Annotated in this window: 8 protein-coding genes; 4 read left to right on the forward strand and 4 right to left on the reverse strand. The window is 70.2% G+C overall.

Features of this window, described 5'->3' with window-relative positions; translation table 11 throughout:
• Window positions 1–25: 25 nt before the first annotated feature.
• Entirely contained in the window at window positions 26–736 is a 711-nt protein-coding gene (locus tag LDL21_RS23740) for a DUF1542 domain-containing protein (RefSeq protein WP_225281818.1), read from the reverse strand.
• 100 nt (window positions 737–836) lie between these two features.
• Window positions 837–1,976 carry an acyl-CoA dehydrogenase family protein gene (locus LDL21_RS23745; RefSeq protein ID WP_067641039.1) on the reverse strand — a complete coding sequence of 380 codons (1,140 nt, stop codon included), beginning with the start codon at window positions 1,974–1,976 and terminating at the stop codon, window positions 837–839.
• A 149-nt stretch (window positions 1,977–2,125) separates the two neighbouring features.
• Between LDL21_RS23745 and LDL21_RS23750 the strand changes: the two genes are divergently transcribed.
• Entirely contained in the window at window positions 2,126–3,760 is a 1,635-nt protein-coding gene (locus tag LDL21_RS23750; protein WP_225281819.1) for a long-chain fatty acid--CoA ligase, read from the forward strand.
• A gap of 63 nt (window positions 3,761–3,823) precedes the next feature.
• Here the strand turns inward: LDL21_RS23750 and LDL21_RS23755 are convergent, their stop codons facing one another.
• Together LDL21_RS23755 and LDL21_RS23760 are read right to left on the reverse strand one after the other, a co-directional pair.
• Complete coding sequence (locus tag LDL21_RS23755; RefSeq protein ID WP_225281820.1) at window positions 3,824–4,216, reverse strand: SCO5389 family protein; 393 nt, start codon at window positions 4,214–4,216, stop codon at window positions 3,824–3,826.
• An 83-nt stretch (window positions 4,217–4,299) separates the two neighbouring features.
• On the reverse strand, window positions 4,300–5,331 hold the full coding sequence (locus tag LDL21_RS23760) for an NAD(P)H-dependent flavin oxidoreductase (protein WP_225281821.1): 1,032 nt from the start codon (window positions 5,329–5,331) through the stop codon (window positions 4,300–4,302).
• A 261-nt stretch (window positions 5,332–5,592) separates the two neighbouring features.
• On the opposite strand from LDL21_RS23760, the gene LDL21_RS23765 reads away from it, so the two are divergent.
• The 3 genes from LDL21_RS23765 to LDL21_RS23775 all read left to right on the forward strand — a co-directional run bounded on the left by LDL21_RS23765 (window position 5,593) and on the right by LDL21_RS23775 (window position 19,903).
• Complete coding sequence (locus LDL21_RS23765) at window positions 5,593–6,453, forward strand: M23 family metallopeptidase (protein WP_225281822.1); 861 nt, start codon at window positions 5,593–5,595, stop codon at window positions 6,451–6,453.
• 235 nt (window positions 6,454–6,688) lie between these two features.
• The gene (locus LDL21_RS23770; protein WP_225281823.1) at window positions 6,689–13,966 is read left to right on the forward strand and encodes a non-ribosomal peptide synthetase; all 7,278 of its coding nucleotides are present in this window, start codon (window positions 6,689–6,691) and stop codon (window positions 13,964–13,966) included.
• Between the two features lie 72 nt (window positions 13,967–14,038).
• On the forward strand, window positions 14,039–19,903 hold the full coding sequence (locus tag LDL21_RS23775; protein ID WP_372462221.1) for a non-ribosomal peptide synthetase: 5,865 nt from the start codon (window positions 14,039–14,041) through the stop codon (window positions 19,901–19,903).
• Window positions 19,904–20,014: the final 111 nt, after the last annotated feature.

Below are 20,014 nucleotides of genomic sequence, written 5' to 3' on the forward strand. Positions count from 1 at the left end.
GCGGTGGGTGGGTTGGTGGGCTCGGTCAGAAGGCGGGGTACGTGCCGGTGTCGTAGCCGGGGTCGGTGAGGTCGGTGGGGGTGGGGGTGGCGGCTTGGCCGGTGCCGTTTTCGAAGGCTTCGGCGTCGTAGCCGATGCCGTGCATACCGGCGAACAAGGCGGAGAACAACAGGACCGAGCCTGCTCCCCAGGCGCCGGCGAGGAGGGCGGGCTTCCACCAGGGTTCGGAGTACCAGCCCGCGGGGACGGGGCGGCCTGCGACTCGGCCGCCGGGGTAGTAGTGGCCGGTGGTCGGGGAGGGGTGGGGGGAGGCGGTGATGCGGCGGCCGTTGTAGTCGATGGTTCGGGACTGTTCGACGCGGCCCGCGATGTCTTGGCCGTCGAGGGCGGGGATGGGATCGCCGGGGTCCATGTTCATCGCCTGCCGGGCGGCGCGGATGTAATAGAGGCCTTCGAGGGCGGTGCGGCGAGCGAGGTCGGCCTGGTGGGGTGAACGCGCGCGGTCGAGTTGGGCGGTGGCGGCGGTGTGGCGTTCGGAGGCGTCGGCGAGGGCTTGGCGGGCGGCTTCGTTGCGCGGGGCGAGGGCGTAGACCTGGCCGCCGAGGCGTTCGATGCCCACCCTGGCCTCGGCTCGTGCCTCGTCGAATTCGCGGGCGGTGCGCTTGTTCTGTTCGGCGCGCAGGTACAGCAGTGCGCCCACCGATAACACCAGGATCAAGACCAGCCACCACAGCATCGCACGCCTCATTTCGTCGAGGTGTCGAGATGCCGTCCAGTTTACTGACCGGTTGCGGTGAACGCGCTGACCACGGATGATCAGCGCGTTGCCGAATTGCTCACCCGGCGAGATGGCGGGCGATCACCAGGCGCTGGATCTGATTGGTTCCCTCGAAGATCTGCATCACCTTCGCCTCGCGCATGTAGCGCTCCACGGGGAAGTCCTGGGTGTAGCCGTAGCCGCCGAACACCTGGACGGCGTCGGTGGTCACCTTCATCGCGGCATCGGTGGCGGCGAGTTTGGCGACGCTGGCCTGACGCGAATAGGGCAGACCGGCGTCGCGGCGGCGGGCGGCGTCGAGGTAGGTGGCGCGGGCGGTGTCGACGGCGGCGGCCATGTCGGCGAGCACGAAGCCGAGGCCCTGGTGATCGATGATCTTGCGGCCGAACGCTTCTCGCTCCTTGGCGTAGGCGACGGCCTCGTCGAGCGCGCGCTGGGCCACACCCGTGGCGACGGCGGCGATGCCGAGGCGGCCCGCGTCGAGGGCGCTGAAGGCGATCGAAAGTCCTTGTCCCTCTTCGCCGATGCGGCGTTCGGCGGGCAGGAAGACGTCGTCGTAGGCGGCGGTGGTTGTCGGGATGCCGCGCAGACCCATCTTCTCCTCGGGCTTGCCGAAGCTCAGCCCCTCGGTGCCTGCGGGCACGAGGAAGCACGAAATGCCGCGCGAGCCTTCACCTGTGCGCGCGAACAGGGTGTAGAAGTCGGCGCGGCCACCGTTGGTGATCCAGGCCTTGGTTCCGGTGATCCGGTAACCACCGTCGACGGGGGTCGCGCGGCAGCGCAGCGCGGCCGCGTCGGAACCGGCGTGTGACTCGGAAAGGCTGTAGGCGCCGATGGTTTCGCCCGACAGCATCCCGGCCAGCCACTGCTGCTTCTGCTCGTCGGTGCCATAGGTGAACAGCGGGTGGCACGACAACCCGTGCACACTCACCGCCACCGCGACCGCCGCCCACCGGCTCGCCAGTTCCTCGAGCACCTGCAGGTACACCTCGTACGGCTGCGCGCCGCCACCGAACTCCTCGGGGTAGGGCAGGCTGAGCAGTCCGGCCGCGCCGAGGGCGGGAAAAACGCCCTCGGGAAAGACCCCGGTCTTCTCGCTTTCGGCAACGCGCGGCTCGAGCACTTTGTCGGCGATCTCACGGGTCAGCTCGATCAGGTCGCGCGCTTCTTCGGTGGGCAACATGCGGTCAACAGCCATGCCGGTCACAGTACGGCCGGGCTACCCGTCCGCGCCGACAAGGTCGAGACCGGAATCTTGGTTGAGGAACCCGTTGCCCGGGCCAAACCTTTCGGTAACATCCCGTGTGACGTGGATCATTCCGCGGCGAGGGATTCGAAGGAGCACCGATGCTGAGCACAATGCAGGACGACCAGCTCTCGCTGGCAAAACTGCTCAACTATGCCGCCACTTTCCAAGGCGATTCCACTGTGTCCACCTGGACCGGCGACGGTGTTCGCACCATGACCTACCGCGAGCTCGGCGCGGATTCCGCTCGGCTGGCCAACGCGCTGCGCGGGCTCGGCATCGACGAGGGCGACCGGGTCGCCACCTTCATGTGGAACAACAACGAGCACATGACCGCCTACATCGCGGTCCCCGCGATGGGCGCCGTCCTGCACGCGCTCAACATCCGGCTGTTCCCGGAGCAGCTGGTGTTCGTCGCCAATCACGCCGAGGACCAGGTGGTGATCGTCGACGGCACGCTGGTTCCGCTGTTCGCTCAGTACCTGCCGAACCTGAAGACGGTCAAGCACGTGATCGTCGCCAACGGTGACCCGGCCGCGCTCACCGCGCCCGAGGGCGTGCAGGTGCATTCCTACCGTGAGCTGCTCGACAGCCAGTCCGCCGAGTTCGACTTCCCCGTCGTCGACGAGCGTTCGGCCGCCGCGATGTGTTACACCTCGGGCACCACCGGCGACCCGAAGGGTGTCGTCTACTCGCACCGCTCCAACTGGCTGCACGCCATGCAGGTGAACTCGCCCAACGGCATGGGTTTCCACGGCGGCGACTACGTGCTCGCGATCGTTCCGCTGTTCCACGCCAACGCCTGGGGCCTGCCGTACGCGGCGCTGATGTCGGGCGCCAACATCCTGATGCCGGACCGTTTCCTGCAGCCCGCGCCGCTGCTGGAGATGATGGCCGCCGAGAAGCCGAGCTTCGCCGCCGCGGTGCCGACCATCTGGGGTGGTGTGCTCGCCGCGCTGGCGGCCGCGCCGCAGGACATCTCGCATCTGCGCACGGCTGTCGTGGGCGGTTCGGCGGTGCCGCCGTCGATGATGCGCGCCTTCGAGGAGAAGCACGGCGTTCGCATCCTGCACGCCTGGGGCATGACCGAGACCTCGCCGCTGGGCAGTGTCGCGCACCCGCCCGCCGGTGTCGAGGGCGACGACGCCTGGGAGTACCGCTACACCCAGGGCCGTTTCCCGGCCAATGTGGAGGCCCGCCTCGTCGGTGACGACGGCAAGGTCGTTCCCAACGACGGCGAGTCCCTCGGTGAGCTCGAGGTGCGCGGCGCCTGGATCACCGGCTCCTACTACTCGCCCACCGGCGCCGAGGTCGACCCGGACAAGTTCGACGACGGCTGGCTGCGCACCGGTGATGTCGGCAAGATCAGCCCCAACGGCTACCTGACCCTGGTCGACCGCTCCAAGGACGTCATCAAGTCCGGCGGCGAGTGGATCTCCTCGGTCGACCTGGAGAACGCAGTGATGGGCCACCCGGCCGTCGCCGAGGCGGCTGTGATCGGCGTGCCGGACGAGAAGTGGGACGAGCGCCCGCTGGTCGCCATCGTGCTGGCCGAGGGCGCGGCCGCCGAGGCCACCGAGCTGCGTGACTTCCTGGCCGACAAGTTCGCCAAGTGGCAGCTGCCGGAGCGCTGGACCTTCATCGCGGAGGTGCCCAAGACCAGCGTCGGCAAGTTCGACAAGAAGCGCCTGCGCGCCCAGTACGCCGAAGGCGAGCTCGAGGTCGTCACGGTCTAGAACGACGAAAAGGGCGGGCGTGGAATCACTTCCACGCCCGCCCTTTCGCCGCCCGCCGAAGATTCAGCAGTTGCGGAGCTCGGGACTCTGGTTCAAGAGCTGGGCGCGTGGGCTGATGTAGCGGGTGTAGGTTTCCCCGCCGACCGCCGAAAGCGGGAAGGCCGCGACCCGGTGGCAGTTCTGGAAGGCCAACTTGACCCCGAAGTGGCGTTCCAGGCCACCGCGGATGGCGTCGGAGGCGAGGGCACGCAACAGCTGGCCGCGGGCCGCCTCGTCCGGCGGCGGGATTCGGTTGTCGGCGTATTCGTCGGTGCCCGCACGCAGATCACCGGCGACCCGGCTCACCACTTCCCAGGCGTAGGGCAGCGACCGGCGGACACAGTCGACGAATTCCGCGTCGTCGATATCGCCCTGTTCGGCGCGTTCTAGTAAGGCTGCCGGGACATCGAGGGACATGGCGCTCTCCTCCTGCTCGAAGTGTTCGGTGGAATGCGATGCCCGGCCGAGTGTAAACGAAATCCGTTGTCGATAAGCGGGGTTCAGTCCGAAAGGGCACGGCGCAGCGAGGATTTCGCGTCCGACCACAGAGTGGTGACCAGTTCGCCCGCTGGTTGCTCGGTGCTGAGCGAATGTGCTTGCCCGGCCCACAGATTCACCTGATCCGCGTTGCCCGAAACCCGGCCGTCTGCGCGCAAAGGGGAAGTGGCGTAATGGATTTCAGGATACGCCGCGGGCGCGCCAGCAGTGTGGTCGATGAGGAACCGGTTGCGGATGCCGCGCGCACGCCGACCGGTGAAGGCGCGGGTGAGCATGGTCGGTTCGGTCGAGCCGATCGCGCCACGGTGCACCGCGTTGGTTCCGGCTTCCGGGCAGCGCAGCAGGGCCGTGCCGACCTGCGCCGCCCGTGCGCCCGTGGCGAGGACCGCCGCGACCGCCGCGCCGGTCGCGATGCCACCCGCGGCGACGATCGGGCGATCGGTGGCGGCGGTGAGCAGTTGCAGCAGGGCAAGCAGGCCGAGGGGATCGATCGGGTCGTCGGCCGGGTCGTCGAGGAAGCACGCGCGGTGCCCGCCCGCCTCGGCGCCCTGGGCGATCAGTGCGTCGGCGCCCGCGTCGAGCGCGATGGCGGCCTCGGCGGGCGAGGTCACCGTCACCCAGACCTCGGAGCCGACGGCGTGCAACCGGTCCACCTCCACCGCGGTGGGGCAACCGAAGGTGGTCGACACCACCGCGACCGGCTCCTCGATCAGCAGGTCGAGCTTGTCGGCCCAGCTGTCGGTGTCGTGCTTTGGCGTGCCGAGCGGGAACTCGATCCCGAGTTCGGCCAGGTAACCCGCGTAGGAGGCCGGATCGGCGACGGGGCCCGGCGCGAAGAGGTTCACGCCGAACGGTCCGGGGGTGAGCGCTCTGGTCGCGGCGATCTGCGCGGCCACCGCCTCGGTGCCGAGGTATCCGGCGGCCAGCTGACCGAACCCGCCCGCGGCCGACACCGCGGCCACCAACTCGGGAGTGGACGGGCCGCCCGCCATGGGCGCAGCGACGACGGGGACGCGCAAGCTCTCGATCACCATGCCAAGAGTGTGGCCCGGCGAACCGGTGTCCAGCCCCCGCGACGCTCTCGGTTACCCGTCTCGATCTTGGGCTCGTTACTAGTCAACACGCGATTCACCTGGGAATTTGCCACCGAAGGTTGCGGAATGATCACGGCGCGGTACAGTTCACGTCACGACGGATGCCGAACCGTTACACATAGTTCGGCATCGGGAGAGATCCCAGGTCGATCGCGAGATCGGCTTCGTACCGTCATTGTCGCCGGACGCTAGGACGAAACCTTGTCGCAGCACCGTATGGGCCCCGATTCGATCTCCGTCAAGGCCCTGTTGGCCGACGGCGGCGCCGGACGCCCCAGCCGGCACCGCGCCGCGCCCTCGCGCACCGAGCGGGTGCGGGCCGCCGCCGGTGCCGCGGTCGCCGCGGGCGCCCTGGTCGGGACCGCCGCGCAGGTCGTCCCCGCCATCGCCTACGCCGCTCCGCTGCTGCCGACCACCCAGGACGACGTCGAGGAATCCGTCGTTCCCGAGTCGGCCCGCGAAGACGTGAACCTCGTCGCCGCGCAGGAAGTCGCCTCCCACGTCGAGGCGCCCGCGCCGGTGCAGGCCGTCGCAGCCCCCATCGCCGCTCCGGTGGCCGCCCCGTTCGGCATCGGCAACCTGCCCCCGGAGATCTCCGGTCCGCTGGCGCAGGTCGAAGACATTCTCCAGGGCATCCAGCACCAGGTCGCGCCGCCGCAGGCCGCCCGCCCGGTCGCCGGTCCCATCAGCTCCGGCTTCGGCGCTCGCTGGGGTGCCATGCACAGCGGCATCGATTTCGCCGACAACCTCGGCGCCCCGATCCACTCCGTCATGAGCGGCACCGTCGTCGAGGCGGGCCCGGCCTCGGGCTTCGGCCTGTGGGTGCGGGTGCTGCAGGACGACGGCACCACCGCGGTCTACGGCCACGTCAACGACATGCTCGTCAGCGAGGGGCAGCGGGTGAACGCGGGCCAGGTCATCGCGACCGTCGGCAACCGCGGCCAGTCCACCGGCCCGCACCTGCACCTCGAGATCTGGGATCAGGGCGGCGCCAAGATCGACCCGCTGCCGTACCTGGCTTCCAAGGGCGTTCCGATGGAATGGGGCCCGTCGGCTCACTGAGCGGATATCGCCCGCAAACAGGCACGATCTAGTGACGGTGGTTCGTATGAGCCCCGTCACTTTGCCGTTGAAGCGGCAACAGCGACAAAGCCGGCGCCGATACTCCTCTGGGCCCGAGATTCTGGGGGCTACCGGCGCGATCCCGGTATGTGTGTGGACGGTCGATATGATGGCTCGATCTGCACGGTGCGGTTGTGGCCGCGCGTCAGGCTCGATGAGAGGTGAATGATCCCGCATGGAAACTGCCCGTCGTTCTGCCCGCGGTAACCGCCGTCGCCGGTCGAGCAGTCCGACTTTCGGGCAGTTGCTGACCGCCGCTGTCGAGTCGTCGGCCGATCGGGTGGCAGTCCGCTTCAATCCCACGGGCGAGTCCGCCGATCAGCGCGAGCTCACCTATTCCGAGTTCGACCAGCGGTCGGCCCAGCTGGCGCGGGAACTGATCGGGCGCGGCATCGGCCCCGGCGACGTGGTCGCCATCGGCATCGCCCGCAGCATCGAATCGGTGCTCGCGGTGTGGGCCATCGCCAAGACCGGTGCGGCCTATGTTCCGGTCGACCCGAACTACCCGGCCGATCGCATCGGCCACATCCTGTCCGACTCCGGCGCGGTCCTCGGCCTCACCACCACCGCGCACCGCGCGGTCCTCGGCACCACGCTGCCGTGGCTCGAGCTCGACGACACCGCGACCGCCGAGCGGATCGCCGCCCAGCCCGCGCACCCGGTGTCCTACGCCGACCGCGTCCGCACGCTCGACGAGCGTCATCCGGCGTACCTGATCTACACCTCCGGCTCCACCGGCAAGCCCAAGGGCGTCGTGGTCACCCACACCGGCCTCGCCCCGCTGGTCGCCGCCGAACGCGAGCACTACGGCGTCACCGCCGACTCGCGCGTGCTGCACGTGTGCTCACCGAACTTCGACGTGTCGGTGCTCGAGCTGCTGCTGGCGTTCTCGGCGGGCGCCACCCTGGTGATCGCGCCGCCGCTGGTGTTCGGCGGTTTCGAACTGGCCGACCTGCTGCGCCGCGAGCGGGTGTCGCACATGCTCATCACCCCCGGTGCGCTGGAATCGGTGGAGGCGGCCGATCTCGACGATCTGAAGGTCGTCGTGGTCGCCGGCGACAAGTTCGGCCCGGAACTGGTCGGCCGCTGGGCCGTCGGTGACCGTCGCTTCTACAACGGTTACGGCCCGACCGAGGCGACCATCCTCGCCACCAGCACCTCGCCGATGGATCCCGCCGCCCCGGTGACGATCGGCTCCGCCATCGCCGGAATCGGTGCGTTCGTGCTCGATTCGCGGCTGCGACCGGTGCCCGCCGGGGTGATCGGCGAGCTGTACCTGTCCGGCCCCGCGCTGGCCCAGGGTTATCTGAACCGGCCTGCCCTGACCGCGGAGCGGTTCGTCGCGAGCCCGTTCGGCGCGCAGGCGGGCGACGCCAACGCCCGGCTGTACCGCACCGGCGACCTGGTGCGCCGCAGCGAATCCGGTGACGGTGTCATCGAATACATGGGCCGCTCAGACTTCCAGGTGAAGATCCGCGGCTTCCGCATCGAGCTCGGCGAGATCGACAACGCCCTCACCGCCCACCCCGATATCGACTTCGCGGCCACTCTCGGCAAGACCCTGCCCTCCGGCGTCACCGCGCTGGTGTCGTATGTGCTGCCGCGCGCGGGCGCCACCCTCGACATCCCCGCCGTCGACGCCTTCCTCTCGGAGTCGTTGCCCGGCTACATGATTCCGGCCGCCATCATGGTGCTCGACCGGATCCCGCTCACCCCGGTGGGCAAGCTCGACCGCAACGCGCTGCCGGAACCGGTGTTCGCCGCGCGCGAGTTCCGCGCACCGTCCACTCCGGTCGAGGAGATCGTCGCCGACGTCTTCGCCGCCCTGCTCACCACCGGTGGCGACGAGGAGATCCGGGTCGGCGCCGACGACGACTTCTTCGAACTCGGCGGCAACTCGCTGCTCGCCGCCCAGGCGGCCACCCGCATCGGCGCCGCGCTCGACACCAGGGTGCCGGTGCAGGTGCTGTTCGAGGCGAGCACCGTGTCGGCGCTTGCCGAACGGGTGGAACGCCACATCGGCACCGGTTCCGGTCAGGAGCTCGTGCCCCAGGAGCGGCCCGAGATCATTCCGCTGTCGTTCGCGCAGCAGCGGATGTGGTTCCTGAACCGGTTCGATCCGGCCAGTGCCGTGAACAACATGCCCATCGCGGTGCGGCTGTCGGGCGCGCTCGACGTCGACGCCTTGCGCGCGGCGGTACGCGACCTGGTGACCAGGCACGAGGTGCTGCGTACCATGTATCCGCAGGTCGACGGCGCCGGTCAGCAGCTGATTCTGCCGGTGTCCGATCCGCGTGCGGTGCCGGAGATGGCCTGCGAGCAGGTCACCGAGGAGCAGGTGCCCGGGCTCGTCGCCGAGACCGTCGGTGTCGGCTTCGATGTGTCGCTCGCGCCGCCGATCCGGCTGCGGCTGCTGCGGCTCACCGCGCAGGAGCATGTGCTGATCTGCGTGGTCCACCACATCGCCGGTGACGGTGTGTCGATGGGCCCGCTCACCCGCGACCTGATGACCGCCTATGTGCAGCGCAGCGCGGGGTCCGAACCCCAATTGCCACCGCTGCGTGTGCAATACGCCGACTTCACGCTGTGGCAGCGCGCCGTGCTCGGCACCGAGGACGACCCGGAATCGGTACTGGCTCAGCAGATCGGCTACTGGCGCACCCAGCTCGCCGGCCTGCCCGACCAGCTCGCCCTCCCGGCCGACCGGCCGCGCCCCTCGGTGGCCACCTACCGTGGCGCCACCTTCGACTTCCGCATCCCCGCCGACGTGCACGCCGCGCTGGACAAGCTCGCGCACACCCACAACTCGACGCTGTTCATGGTGGTGCACGCGGCGCTGTCGGCGCTGCTCGCGCGGCTGTCGGGCAGCACCGATATCGCGATCGGCACGCCGGTCGCCGGCCGTGGTGACGCCGCCCTCGACGACCTCATCGGCATGTTCGTCAACACCCTCGTGCTGCGCACCGAGGTGGATCCGGCGATGGGCTTCGAGGAACTGCTCGCCCAGGCGCGTGCCACCGACGTGGCCGCGTTCGGCCACGCCGACGTGCCGTTCGAGCGGCTGGTCGAGCTGCTGGACCCGGCCCGTTCCACCGCTCGGCATCCGCTGTTCCAGGTGATGCTCGCCTTCCAGAACATGGCGCGCACCGCTCTCGAGCTGCCGGGGATGACCGTCAGCGGGGTGGACCTGAGCATCCCGTTCGCCAAGTTCGACCTGCAGTTCGAGATGGTCGAGGACACCGACCGTCACGGCGTGCCGCACGGCATCGTGGTCGGCCTGACCTATGCGACCGACCTGTTCGACGCGGCGACCGTGGAAGGTATCGCCGCCCGGTTCGTCCGGCTGCTCACCGCCATCGTCGCCGACCCGGCGGCCCCGCTCGGCGGGCACGAGCTGATGGAGCAGGCCGAGCTGGATCGAATCCTGCTGGGCTGGAACGACACTCGTCACGAGTTGGCGCCCGCGCTGCTGCTCGACGGTTACCGCCGTGCGGTGGCCGAGTACCCCGACGCGGTCGCGCTCGCCTACGAGGGCAGCGAACTGACGTACCGGGAGTTCGACGCGCGGGTCAACCGGTTGGCGCGCAAGCTCGTCGCCGACGGTGTCGGCCCGGAATCGTATGTGGCGCTGGCCGTTCGGCGTTCGCTCGATCTGGTTGTCGGCATGTACGCCATCGTCACGGCCGGTGGCGCGTACGTGCCGCTCGACCCTGACCACCCCGCCGAACGCATCGCTCACATTCTCGACACCGCGCAGCCGGTGTGCGTGCTCACCACCACCGCCGACGCGGTCGAGGTGCCCGCCGGAACGCCGGTGATCTCGATCGATACCGTTGCGCTGCGGGACTTCTCGGCAGAACCGTTGACCGCGTCCGAGCTGGCGCGCCCAGTGCTGCCGCAGCACCCCGCCTACGTCATCTTCACCTCCGGCTCCACCGGCAGGCCCAAGGGTGTCGCGGTGTCGCACGCGGCGATCGAGAACCAGATCGCCTGGATGCTCGCCGAATACCCGCTCGGCCCCGGCGATGTGTACCTGCAGAAGACCGCCACCACCTTCGACGTGTCGCTGTGGGGCTACTTCATGCCGCTGCGCACCGGCGCGAAGCTGGTCGTCGCCACCCACGACGGCCACCGCGACCCGGCCTACATCGCCGAAACCATTGCGGCACAACGTGTCACGATGACCGACTTCGTGCCCTCGATGCTCACCGTCTTCGCCGCGCACACCGCCCCGGGCAGCATTCCCACCCTGCGCGACGTGTTCGCGATCGGTGAGGCGCTGCCGCCGGAGACCGTCGCCGCCATGCGCGCGGTCTCGGATGCCCGCGTGCACAACCTGTACGGGCCCACCGAGGCCGCCGTCTCGGTGACCTACTGGCCCGCCGACGACCCGGGCCGCGGCTTGGTGCCGATCGGTGTGCCGGAGTGGAATACCCAGGTGTACGTACTGGATTCGCGGCTGCGCCCGGTTCCCGCGGGCGTCGTCGGCGAGCTCTACCTCGCCGGTGACCAGCTCGCACGCGGGTATGTCGCCAGGCCGGACCTCACCGCCGACCGCTTCGTCGCCAATCCCTTCGGCGCGAACGCGCGCATGTACCGCACCGGCGACCTGGTGGTGTGGCGCACGCAGGCCGACGGCCGTGGCACGCTGGAATACTTGGGCCGCACCGACTTCCAGGTGAAGTTCCGTGGTCAGCGCATCGAACTCGGCGAGATCGAGACCGCGCTGCTCGGCCAGCCCGCCGTGAGCCAGGCCGTGGCGATCGTCGCGGATTCGCCTGCGGGAGAACAGCTCGTGGCGTACGCGGTGCCGAAGCCGGGCGCCACGATCGAACCGGCGCCACTGCTGGCCGCCATCGGTGAGATCCTGCCGTCCTACATGGTTCCGGCCGCGCTGGTCGCGCTCGACGAACTGCCACTCAACCCCAGCGGCAAACTCGATCGCAAGGCCCTGCCCGCCGCCACCTTCACCGCGGGTGAGTTCCGGGCACCGGCCACGCCCACCGAGGAGATCGTGGCGGGCGTCTACGCCGAACTGCTCGGCATGGCCCGCGTCGGCGCCGACGACGACTACTTCGCCCTCGGCGGCAACTCGCTGCTGGCCACCCGCGCGATCGCCAGGATCAACGAGGCGCTCGACGCCGACATCAGCATCCGCGACCTGTTCGAGGCGCCGACGGTGACCGCGCTGGCCGCCCGGATCAGCGCGAGCGGTGCCGGCGCACGGCCCGCCCTCGTCCCGGCCGCCCGCCCACAGCGGATTCCGCTGTCGCTGGCACAGCAGCGCATGTGGGTGCTCAACCAGGTCGACCCTGCATCGGGCGCCTACAACCTGCCCTTCGCGCTTCGCCTCACCGGGGACCTCGATGTGGCCGCGCTCGACGCCGCCATCGCCGATGTGCTCGGCAGGCACGAATCGCTGCGCACCCGTTTCCCCGCCACCGAGCAGACCGGCGCGTACCAGGAGATCCTGGCGGTCACCGATGTGCTGCCCGACGGCCTCGTGGTGGAGACCACCGACGACGTGCTCGGCCGCGTCGCCGAACTCGCGAGCGCCGGCTTCGACGTCACCCGCGAGGTGCCCGTGCGGACGCGGCTGCTCACCGACGGATCGTCGGATTCGCTGCTGGTGTTCGTGGTGCACCACATCTCCGCCGACGGCGCCTCGCTCGCCCCGCTGGCGCGCGACCTGATCACCGCCTACGTCGCCCGCACGGGTGGGCAGAGCCCGGCGTGGACGCCGCTGCCGGTGCAGTACGCGGACTTCGCGCTCTGGCAGCGCGAAGTGGTCGGCGCCGACGACGAGCCGGGTTCGGTGGCCGCCGCCCAGCTCGACTACTGGCGCACCCAGCTGGCCGGGATGCCGCCGCTGCTCGAGCTGCCCCAGGACCGTCCGCGTCCCTCGGTGCCGAGCCTGCGCGGCGCGACCACCGAGCTGCGGCTGCCCGCCGAGGTGCACGAGCAGCTGAATCACCTTGCGCGCGAACACAAGTCGTCGCTGTTCATGGTTGTGCACGCGGCGCTGGCCGTACTGCTCGCCCGGCTGTCGGGCAGCACCGACATCGCGATCGGCACCGCCGTCGCCGGTCGTGGTGAGCGAGCGCTCGACGAGCTGGTCGGCATGTTCGTCAACACGCTCACGCTGCGCACCGCCCTCGACCCGGCCGGTTCGTTCGACGAGGCCGTCGACCTGGCCCGCGAAACCGACCTCGGCGCGTTCGCCAATGCCGATCTGCCGTTCGAGCGGGTCGTCGAGGTGGTGGCGCCGGGCAAGAGCAGCACGCACAACCCGCTGTTCCAGGTGGCGCTGACCTTCAGCAACAACGAGACCGCCGCACTCGAACTGCCCGGCCTCACCGTCGCCGCGCTCGACACCGGAGTGTCGGCCAAGTTCGACCTGCAGGTCGACGTGGAGCCGCGCTACACCGACGAGGGCGCGCCCGGTGAGCTGGTCGCGCTGTTCAACTACGCCATCGACCTGTTCGACGAGGCGACCGTTCGCTCCATCGGTACGCGCTTCGCTCGTATCCTCACGGCGGTGGCCGCCGACCCGCAGGTCCGCGTCGGCGACATCGACATCCTCGACGAGAGCGAACGCGCGCGGCTGCTCGCAGGCGCCGCCCAGGCGCCCGCGCCGACCACGGCGACCGGTGGAACCACGCTCACCCAGGCGTTCACCGCCGCCGCCGAGGACGACCCAGATGGTCCCGCGCTGGTCTGGGGCGACGAGCAGGTCGCTTTCGAACAGCTCGACGCCCGCTCCTCGCGCCTGGCACGCCTGCTGATCGCGCGTGGCTTCGGACCGGGTTCCGGTGTGGCCCTCGCCCTTCCGCGTGGCGCCGACTGGGCCGTCGCGGTGTGGGCGGTGCTCAAGGCGGGCGCGGCGATCGTGCCGTTCTCGCGGGAGACGGCGGCCGAGCCGACGGCCAAGATCGGCATCACCACCGGCACGGCACCTTCGTCCGAGCTCGACTGGGTGGTGCTCGACGATCCCGCCGTGCGCACCGAACTGTCCACGCAGTCGGCCCGCCCGGTGACCTACGCCGACCGCACCCGCGCCCTGCGTGGCAGCGACCCGGCCTTCGTCGGTGCCGAGGGTGTGCGCAGCTACGACGACCTCGCCACCGCGGGCGCGCGGGTGCGCACCGAGGCCGAGCTCACCTTCGAATCGCGGACCTTCGCCACCGCGACCGACACCTTCGCGGCCGTCGTCGAACCGGTCGCGGCCGGTGTGGCCGGTGCGTCGATGGTGCTGGTCACCGGCGATCCGTCGGACGCGCTCGCCGAGGAATGGGTGAGTCACCTGTTCGGTGACCGGGCCGGTCTGGACGCGGTGGATACGGGCGAGCTCGAGGATCTGCGCGCGGTGATCGCCGACGACGCGGCACCCGGCGACGCGGGCCGGGCCGAGGTGGTCCTGGTACTCGCCGAGCTGAGCGCCGCCGCGGTCTGAAACCATGACCGAGGCAGTTTCGGTGACGGATGAGGTGGATTCGCGATGACACGACCGGTACGCACCCGCCCGGTGCGCACACGCCGCGCCCGGGTGACCGCGCTGCCGCAGCTGCTGGCCACCGCCGTGGAGACCGCTCCCGACGGTGTCGCCGTGGTGCTGGCCGATGCCACCCGCACCCTCGGTAGCCTCACCTACGCCGAGCTCGACGAGCGGTCCAGCCGCATCGCGCGCCTGCTCATCGCGCGCGGGATCGGCGCGGGCGACCTGGTGGCCCTGGGGATTCCGCGCTCGATCGAGTCGGTGCTCGCGGTGTGGGCGGTAGCCAAGACCGGTGCCGGTTTCGTGCCCGTCGACCCGAACTACCCGCCGGATCGGGTGTCGCACATGGTCACCGACTCCGGGGCGGTGTTCGGGCTGACCGTCGCGAGCGCGGCCGAGCGGCTGCCCGCGCAGGTGCAGTGGCTGGCCATCGACGACGCGGCAACGGTGGCGCGCCTCGACGAGTTCTCCGGTGTGCCGGTCACCAATGCCGACCGGGTGCGCCAGATCCGCGCCGAGGACCTCGCCTACGTCATCTACACCTCGGGCTCGACGGGTCTGCCCAAGGGTGTGGCGGTGTCGCAGGCCGGGCTCGCCGGGTTCAGCGCCGAACAGCGCAAGCACTACGGGGTCGAAGCGCACTCGCGGACACTGCATTTCGCGTCCCCGTCGTTCGACGCGTCCATTCTCGAACTGCTGCTCGCGGTCGGTGCGGGCGCGACGATGGTGATCGTCGATCCGAGTGTGTTCGGCGGTGACGAACTGGCCGCGCTGCTGCGCCGCGAGCGGGTGAGTCACGCCTTCATCACCCCGGCCGCGCTCGCCTCGATCGACCCCGCCGGTCTCGACGACTTCCGGGTGGTCGCGGTGGGTGGCGAGGCGTGTCCGCCGGATCTGCTGCGGCGCTGGGCGATTCCGCTGGCCGACGGCAGTCTTCGGCAGTTCCACAATGTGTACGGGCCGACCGAGACCACCATCGTCACCAACATCAGTATGCCGCTGAAACCCGGTGACCCGCTCACCATCGGCGGACCGCTGGCCGGTGTGGCCGAATACGTGCTCGACGACCGGCTCGGCCCGGTGCCGCCCGGCGTCACCGGCGAGCTGTACATCACCGGCGCCCAGCTCACCCGCGGTTACCACGCGCGGCCGGGCCTCACCGCGTCACGTTTCGTGCCGAATCCGTTCGAGCCCGCCGGTTCCCGGCTCTACCGCACCGGTGACCTGGTCCGCTGGACCACCGACGGTGCCCTGGAGTACGTGGGGCGCAACGACTTCCAGGTGAAGATCCGTGGTTTCCGGATCGAGCTCGGCGAGATCGACGCCGTGCTCTCCGCGCACGAGAGTCTCGACTTCGCCGCGACTGTCGGACATGAACTCGACAGCGGTGCGACGATTCTCGTGTCCTATGTGCATGCCGCGCCGGGCGCCGTCGTCGACACCGCCGAGCTCACCGCGTTCGCCGAACGCAGCCTGCCCGCGCACATGGTGCCGACCGTGCTGATGGAACTCGACACCATCCCGCTCACCCCCGTGGGCAAGCTGGACCGCCGGGCGCTGCCGGCGCCGGTGCTCGAGCATGCCGAATTCCGCCCGCCCGTCACCCCGGTCGAGCAGATCGTGGCGGGCACCTTCGCCCAGGTGCTCGACGTCGACACCCAGCTCGGCCTCGACGACGACTTCTTCGCCCTCGGCGGCAACTCGCTGCTGGCCACCCAGGTCGCGGCCCGGCTCGGCGCCGCCCTCGACACCGAATTCCCGGTGCGGCTGCTGTTCGAGGCGCCGACGGTGGAGGCCCTGGCGCGTCGGCTCGCCGAATCCGCCGGTGCCGGTGCGCGTCCGGCGCTGGTGGCCCGCGAGCGACCCGCCCGGATCCCGCTGTCGCTGGCCCAGCAGCGGATGTGGTTCCTCAACCAGTTCGATCCGCAGTCGGTGGCCTACAACATCCCGATGGCGGTGCGGCTCACCGGCGCCATCGACGTGGCCGCGCTCGACGCGGCCGTCGCCGACCTGGTGGCCAGGCACGAAACTCTGCGCACCGTCTACCCCGAGACCGACGACGGGCCGGTGCAGCGGATCCTCGATCCGTCGGAGGCGACACCCCGGCTCGAGGTGCGCACCCTGACGGCCGACGAATTGCCAACAGCCATGCGGGAACTCGGCTCGCACGGTTTCGATGTGCGCAGTCAGGTGCCGCTGCGGGTCGCGCTGTTCCAGCTCGGCCCGGAGGAATCGGTGCTCGCGGTCGTCGTGCATCACATCGCCGGTGACGGCAGCTCGCTCGCCCCGCTCAGCCGGGATCTGATGCTTGCCTACGGCGCTCGTTCGGCCGGTACCGCGCCGGACTGGGCGCCCCTGCCCGTCCAGTACGCCGACTACGCGCTGTGGCAGCGCGAGCTGCTCGGCAGCGAGGACGACCCGGATTCGCTGGCCTCGGCCCAGCTCGACTACTGGCGCACCGCCCTGGCCGGTCTGCCCGACCAGCTCGACCTGCCCGCCGACCACCCGCGCCCGGCCGTCCAGTCGCTGGCAGGTGGTCGGGTGCCGATCGAGATCGACGCCGACACCCACCGCGCGCTGCTCACCCTGGCCCGTGCGCAGGGCGCCACCCTGTTCATGGTTGTGCACGCCGCGCTCGCCGTGACGCTCGGCAGACTGGCCGGCACCGACGACCTGGCCATCGGAACCCCCATAGCCGGTCGTGGGGAGGCCGCGCTCGACGACCTCATCGGCATGTTCGTCAACACCCTCGTGTTCCGCACCACCCTGAACGCAGGCGAACCGTTCACCGATCTGCTGGCGCGGCAACGGGAAACGGACCTGCAGGTGTTCGCCCACGCCGACCTGCCGTTCGAACGCCTCGTCGAGGCGATCAACCCGGCTCGCTCCACCGCGCGGCACCCGCTGTTCCAGGTGGGCCTGTCCTTCCAGAACCTCACCCGCACCGGGCTCGAGCTGGGGGAGACCGACGTCGAAGGCGTCGACGTGGACCTGGCGGTCTCGCAGTTCGACCTGCACGCCATCGTCGCCGACGCTTACGACAGCGAAGGCGTCGCCCAGGGCATCAACGGTATACTCACCTATGCCACCGATCTTTTCGAGCCCGAGACCGCACGGGTGTACGCCGACCGGTTCGCGCGGGTGCTCGCCGGGATCGCGGCCGCACCCGAGCGGCCCGTCGATGAAATCGATCTGCTGTCCGAGGACGAACGCGCTCGGATCCTGCACGACTGGAACGACACTCGGCACGAAGGCCCGTCGACCACGCTGCCCGCGTTGTTCGACGAGATGGTCGCATGGCATCCCGGTCGGGTGGCGTTGGTCGCTCCCGACGGTGCCGAGCTGACCTACCGCGAATTCGCGACAAGGGTGAACCAGCTTGCACGGCACCTGATTTCGCAAGGTGTCGGTGTGGAGGACCGGGTGGGGCTCGCCATCCGGCGGTCCGTGGATCTCGTGGTGGCCATGTACGCGGTGGCTCAGGCGGGTGCGGCCTATGTCCCGCTCGATCCCGATCAGCCCGCCGACCGGGTGCGCCACGTGCTCGACACCGCCGCGCCGGTGTGCGTATTGACCACCGCACGTGACGGTTTCGGCGATGCCGTCGCGATCGACACGCTCGATCTCGCCGGGTATCCGGCGAGCCCGATCGGGGCGCGTGAGCGGCGGGGTCACCTGCGGCCGGAGAACACGGCTTACGTCATCTTCACCTCCGGGTCCACCGGCAAGCCGAAGGGTGTCGCGGTGCCCCATGGCGCCATCGTCAACCAATTGCTGTGGAAGACCGAGCATTTCGGTCTCACCAGCGACGACTCCGTGCTGCTGAAGACCGCCGCCACCTTCGACCTCTCGGTCTGGGAGTTCTGGACCACCGCCGTGAGCGGCGGGAAACTGGTGATCGCCGCACCGGACGGGCACCGCGACCCGGCGTACCTGCTGCGGGTGCTCACCGATCAGCAGGTGAGCACGCTGCACGTGGTCCCGTCCATGCTCGACGCCCTGCTCACCGAATGCGCAGGCGCACTTCCGGTTTCGCTGCGCCGCGTGCTCGCCATCGGCGAAGCCCTCCCGGCCGACACGGCTCAGCGGTTCCTCGCCGCCACCGACGCCGCGCTGCACAACCTGTACGGGCCGACCGAGGCGGCGGTCTCGATCACCGACCACCGCGTCACCGCCGCCGACCGCACCACGGTGCCGATCGGCGCACCCGAATGGAACAGCCGCGTCTACGTCCTCGACGCCCGCCTGCGGCCGGTGCCTCCGGGCGTGGCGGGGGAGCTGTATCTGGCTGGTGACCAGCTCGCCCGAGGCTACTTCGCCCGCCCCGATCTCACCGCCGACCGCTTCGTCGCCAACCCCTTCGAACCGGGTGCCCGCATGTACCGCACCGGCGACCTGGTCGCCTGGAACGCTGTGCCCGCCGACGATGCGACCGAGGGCCCTGCGGGGTCACGCTCCGCCGGCCGCATCGGGTACGGCGAACTCGACTACCGCGGTCGCACCGACTTCCAGGTCAAGATCCGCGGTTTCCGCATCGAACTCGGCGACATCGAGTCGGCCCTGCTCGCGGCGCCGCAGGTGGCCCAGGCGGCGGTGCTCGCCACCACCGACCCGCAGCTCGGTGACCGGCTCGTGGCGTATGTGGTGCCGGCCCCCGACGCCGAACTCACCGCGACCGTCGCCAGAAACGCGGTGGCGCAGGTGCTGCCGTCGTACATGGTGCCGTCGGTGTTCGTCGTCCTCGATCGGCTGCCGCTCAACGCGAACGGCAAGCTCGACCGTGCCGCCCTGCCCGCACCGGTCGTCGAACCGCGCCGGTACCGGGCGCCGGAAAGCGGCGACGAGATCGCGGTCGCCGAGGTCTTCGCCGAGGTGCTCGGTGTCGGCGACCCGGGCCTCGACGACGACTTCTTCGCTCTCGGCGGCAACTCCCTGCTCGCCACCCGCGTGGTCCACCGCCTGCACGAACGCACCGGAACCGCGCTCACCGTCGCCGCGTTCTTCGCCGACCCCACCGTGGGTGGCCTCGCCGAACGTCTCGGCGGTTCGGGACAGCAGGATCTGGCGGCCGCGCTGTCGGTCGTCCTGCCACTGAACGACGCCGCCCGCGGCCGCACGCGGGCCGGCGGTCCGCCGAACGCTGAACCGCTGTTCTGCCTGCATCCGGTATCCGGGTTGGCCTGGGCGTATTCGTCGCTGGTCCCGTACCTGCCCGCCGACCGGCCGGTGATCGGCATCCAGTCACCCGCCCTGAGCGAACCCGGCTTCCGGCCCGGCACGGCCGACGAACTGATCGACCGCTATGTGGCCGAAATCCGCGCCGTCCAACCGCACGGCCCGTACCGGCTGCTCGGCTGGTCGCTCGGCGGTGTGCTCGCCCACGCCGTCGCCACCCGACTGCAGGCAGCGGACCAGACGGTGGCCTCGCTGACCATGCTCGACAGTGTGCCCGGCGCCGACCTCACCGACTTCCGCGCCGAACTGCGTCACGCCCTGCTCGACCTGGGCATCCCCGACGACAAGCTCCCCTCGGCCGACGACCTGGCCGACCTCGGTGACGACGCCGTGGCCGCGCTGCACACCACCCTCGCGGCCGACCTGCCGATCTCACGGGACGATTTCGTGGCGATGTACCGGGGCGCGCTGCGTTCGGTCGCGCTGGTGACCGAACTCCTCCCGGACCGGTTCGACGGAACGCTCACTTACTTCACCGCCATGAACACCGGCGGCATCGACCGCGGCGGAGCTTCGCGGTGGCGGCACCACATCAGCGGGGTCATCGTCGATCACCCCGTCGCCACCACCCACCAGCTCATGCTCGCCGACCCGGCACCGACCGTCATCGGACCGGTTCTGGGCCAGGTCATCAGCGGGTCTGGGCATAGCACCACGTAACGGGCCAGCGGCAGATTACGATTCTGTTGCCAGAGAGTCGGTGTGTCATGGCGCACACCTCGGCGACGGTCGGCGGTGCAATGTAGAGATCTATGCTGTGTCCCGTTCGGC

The sequence above is a fragment of the Nocardia rosealba genome (assembly GCF_020216065.1).
GTDB lineage: Bacteria > Actinomycetota > Actinomycetes > Mycobacteriales > Mycobacteriaceae > Nocardia > Nocardia rosealba.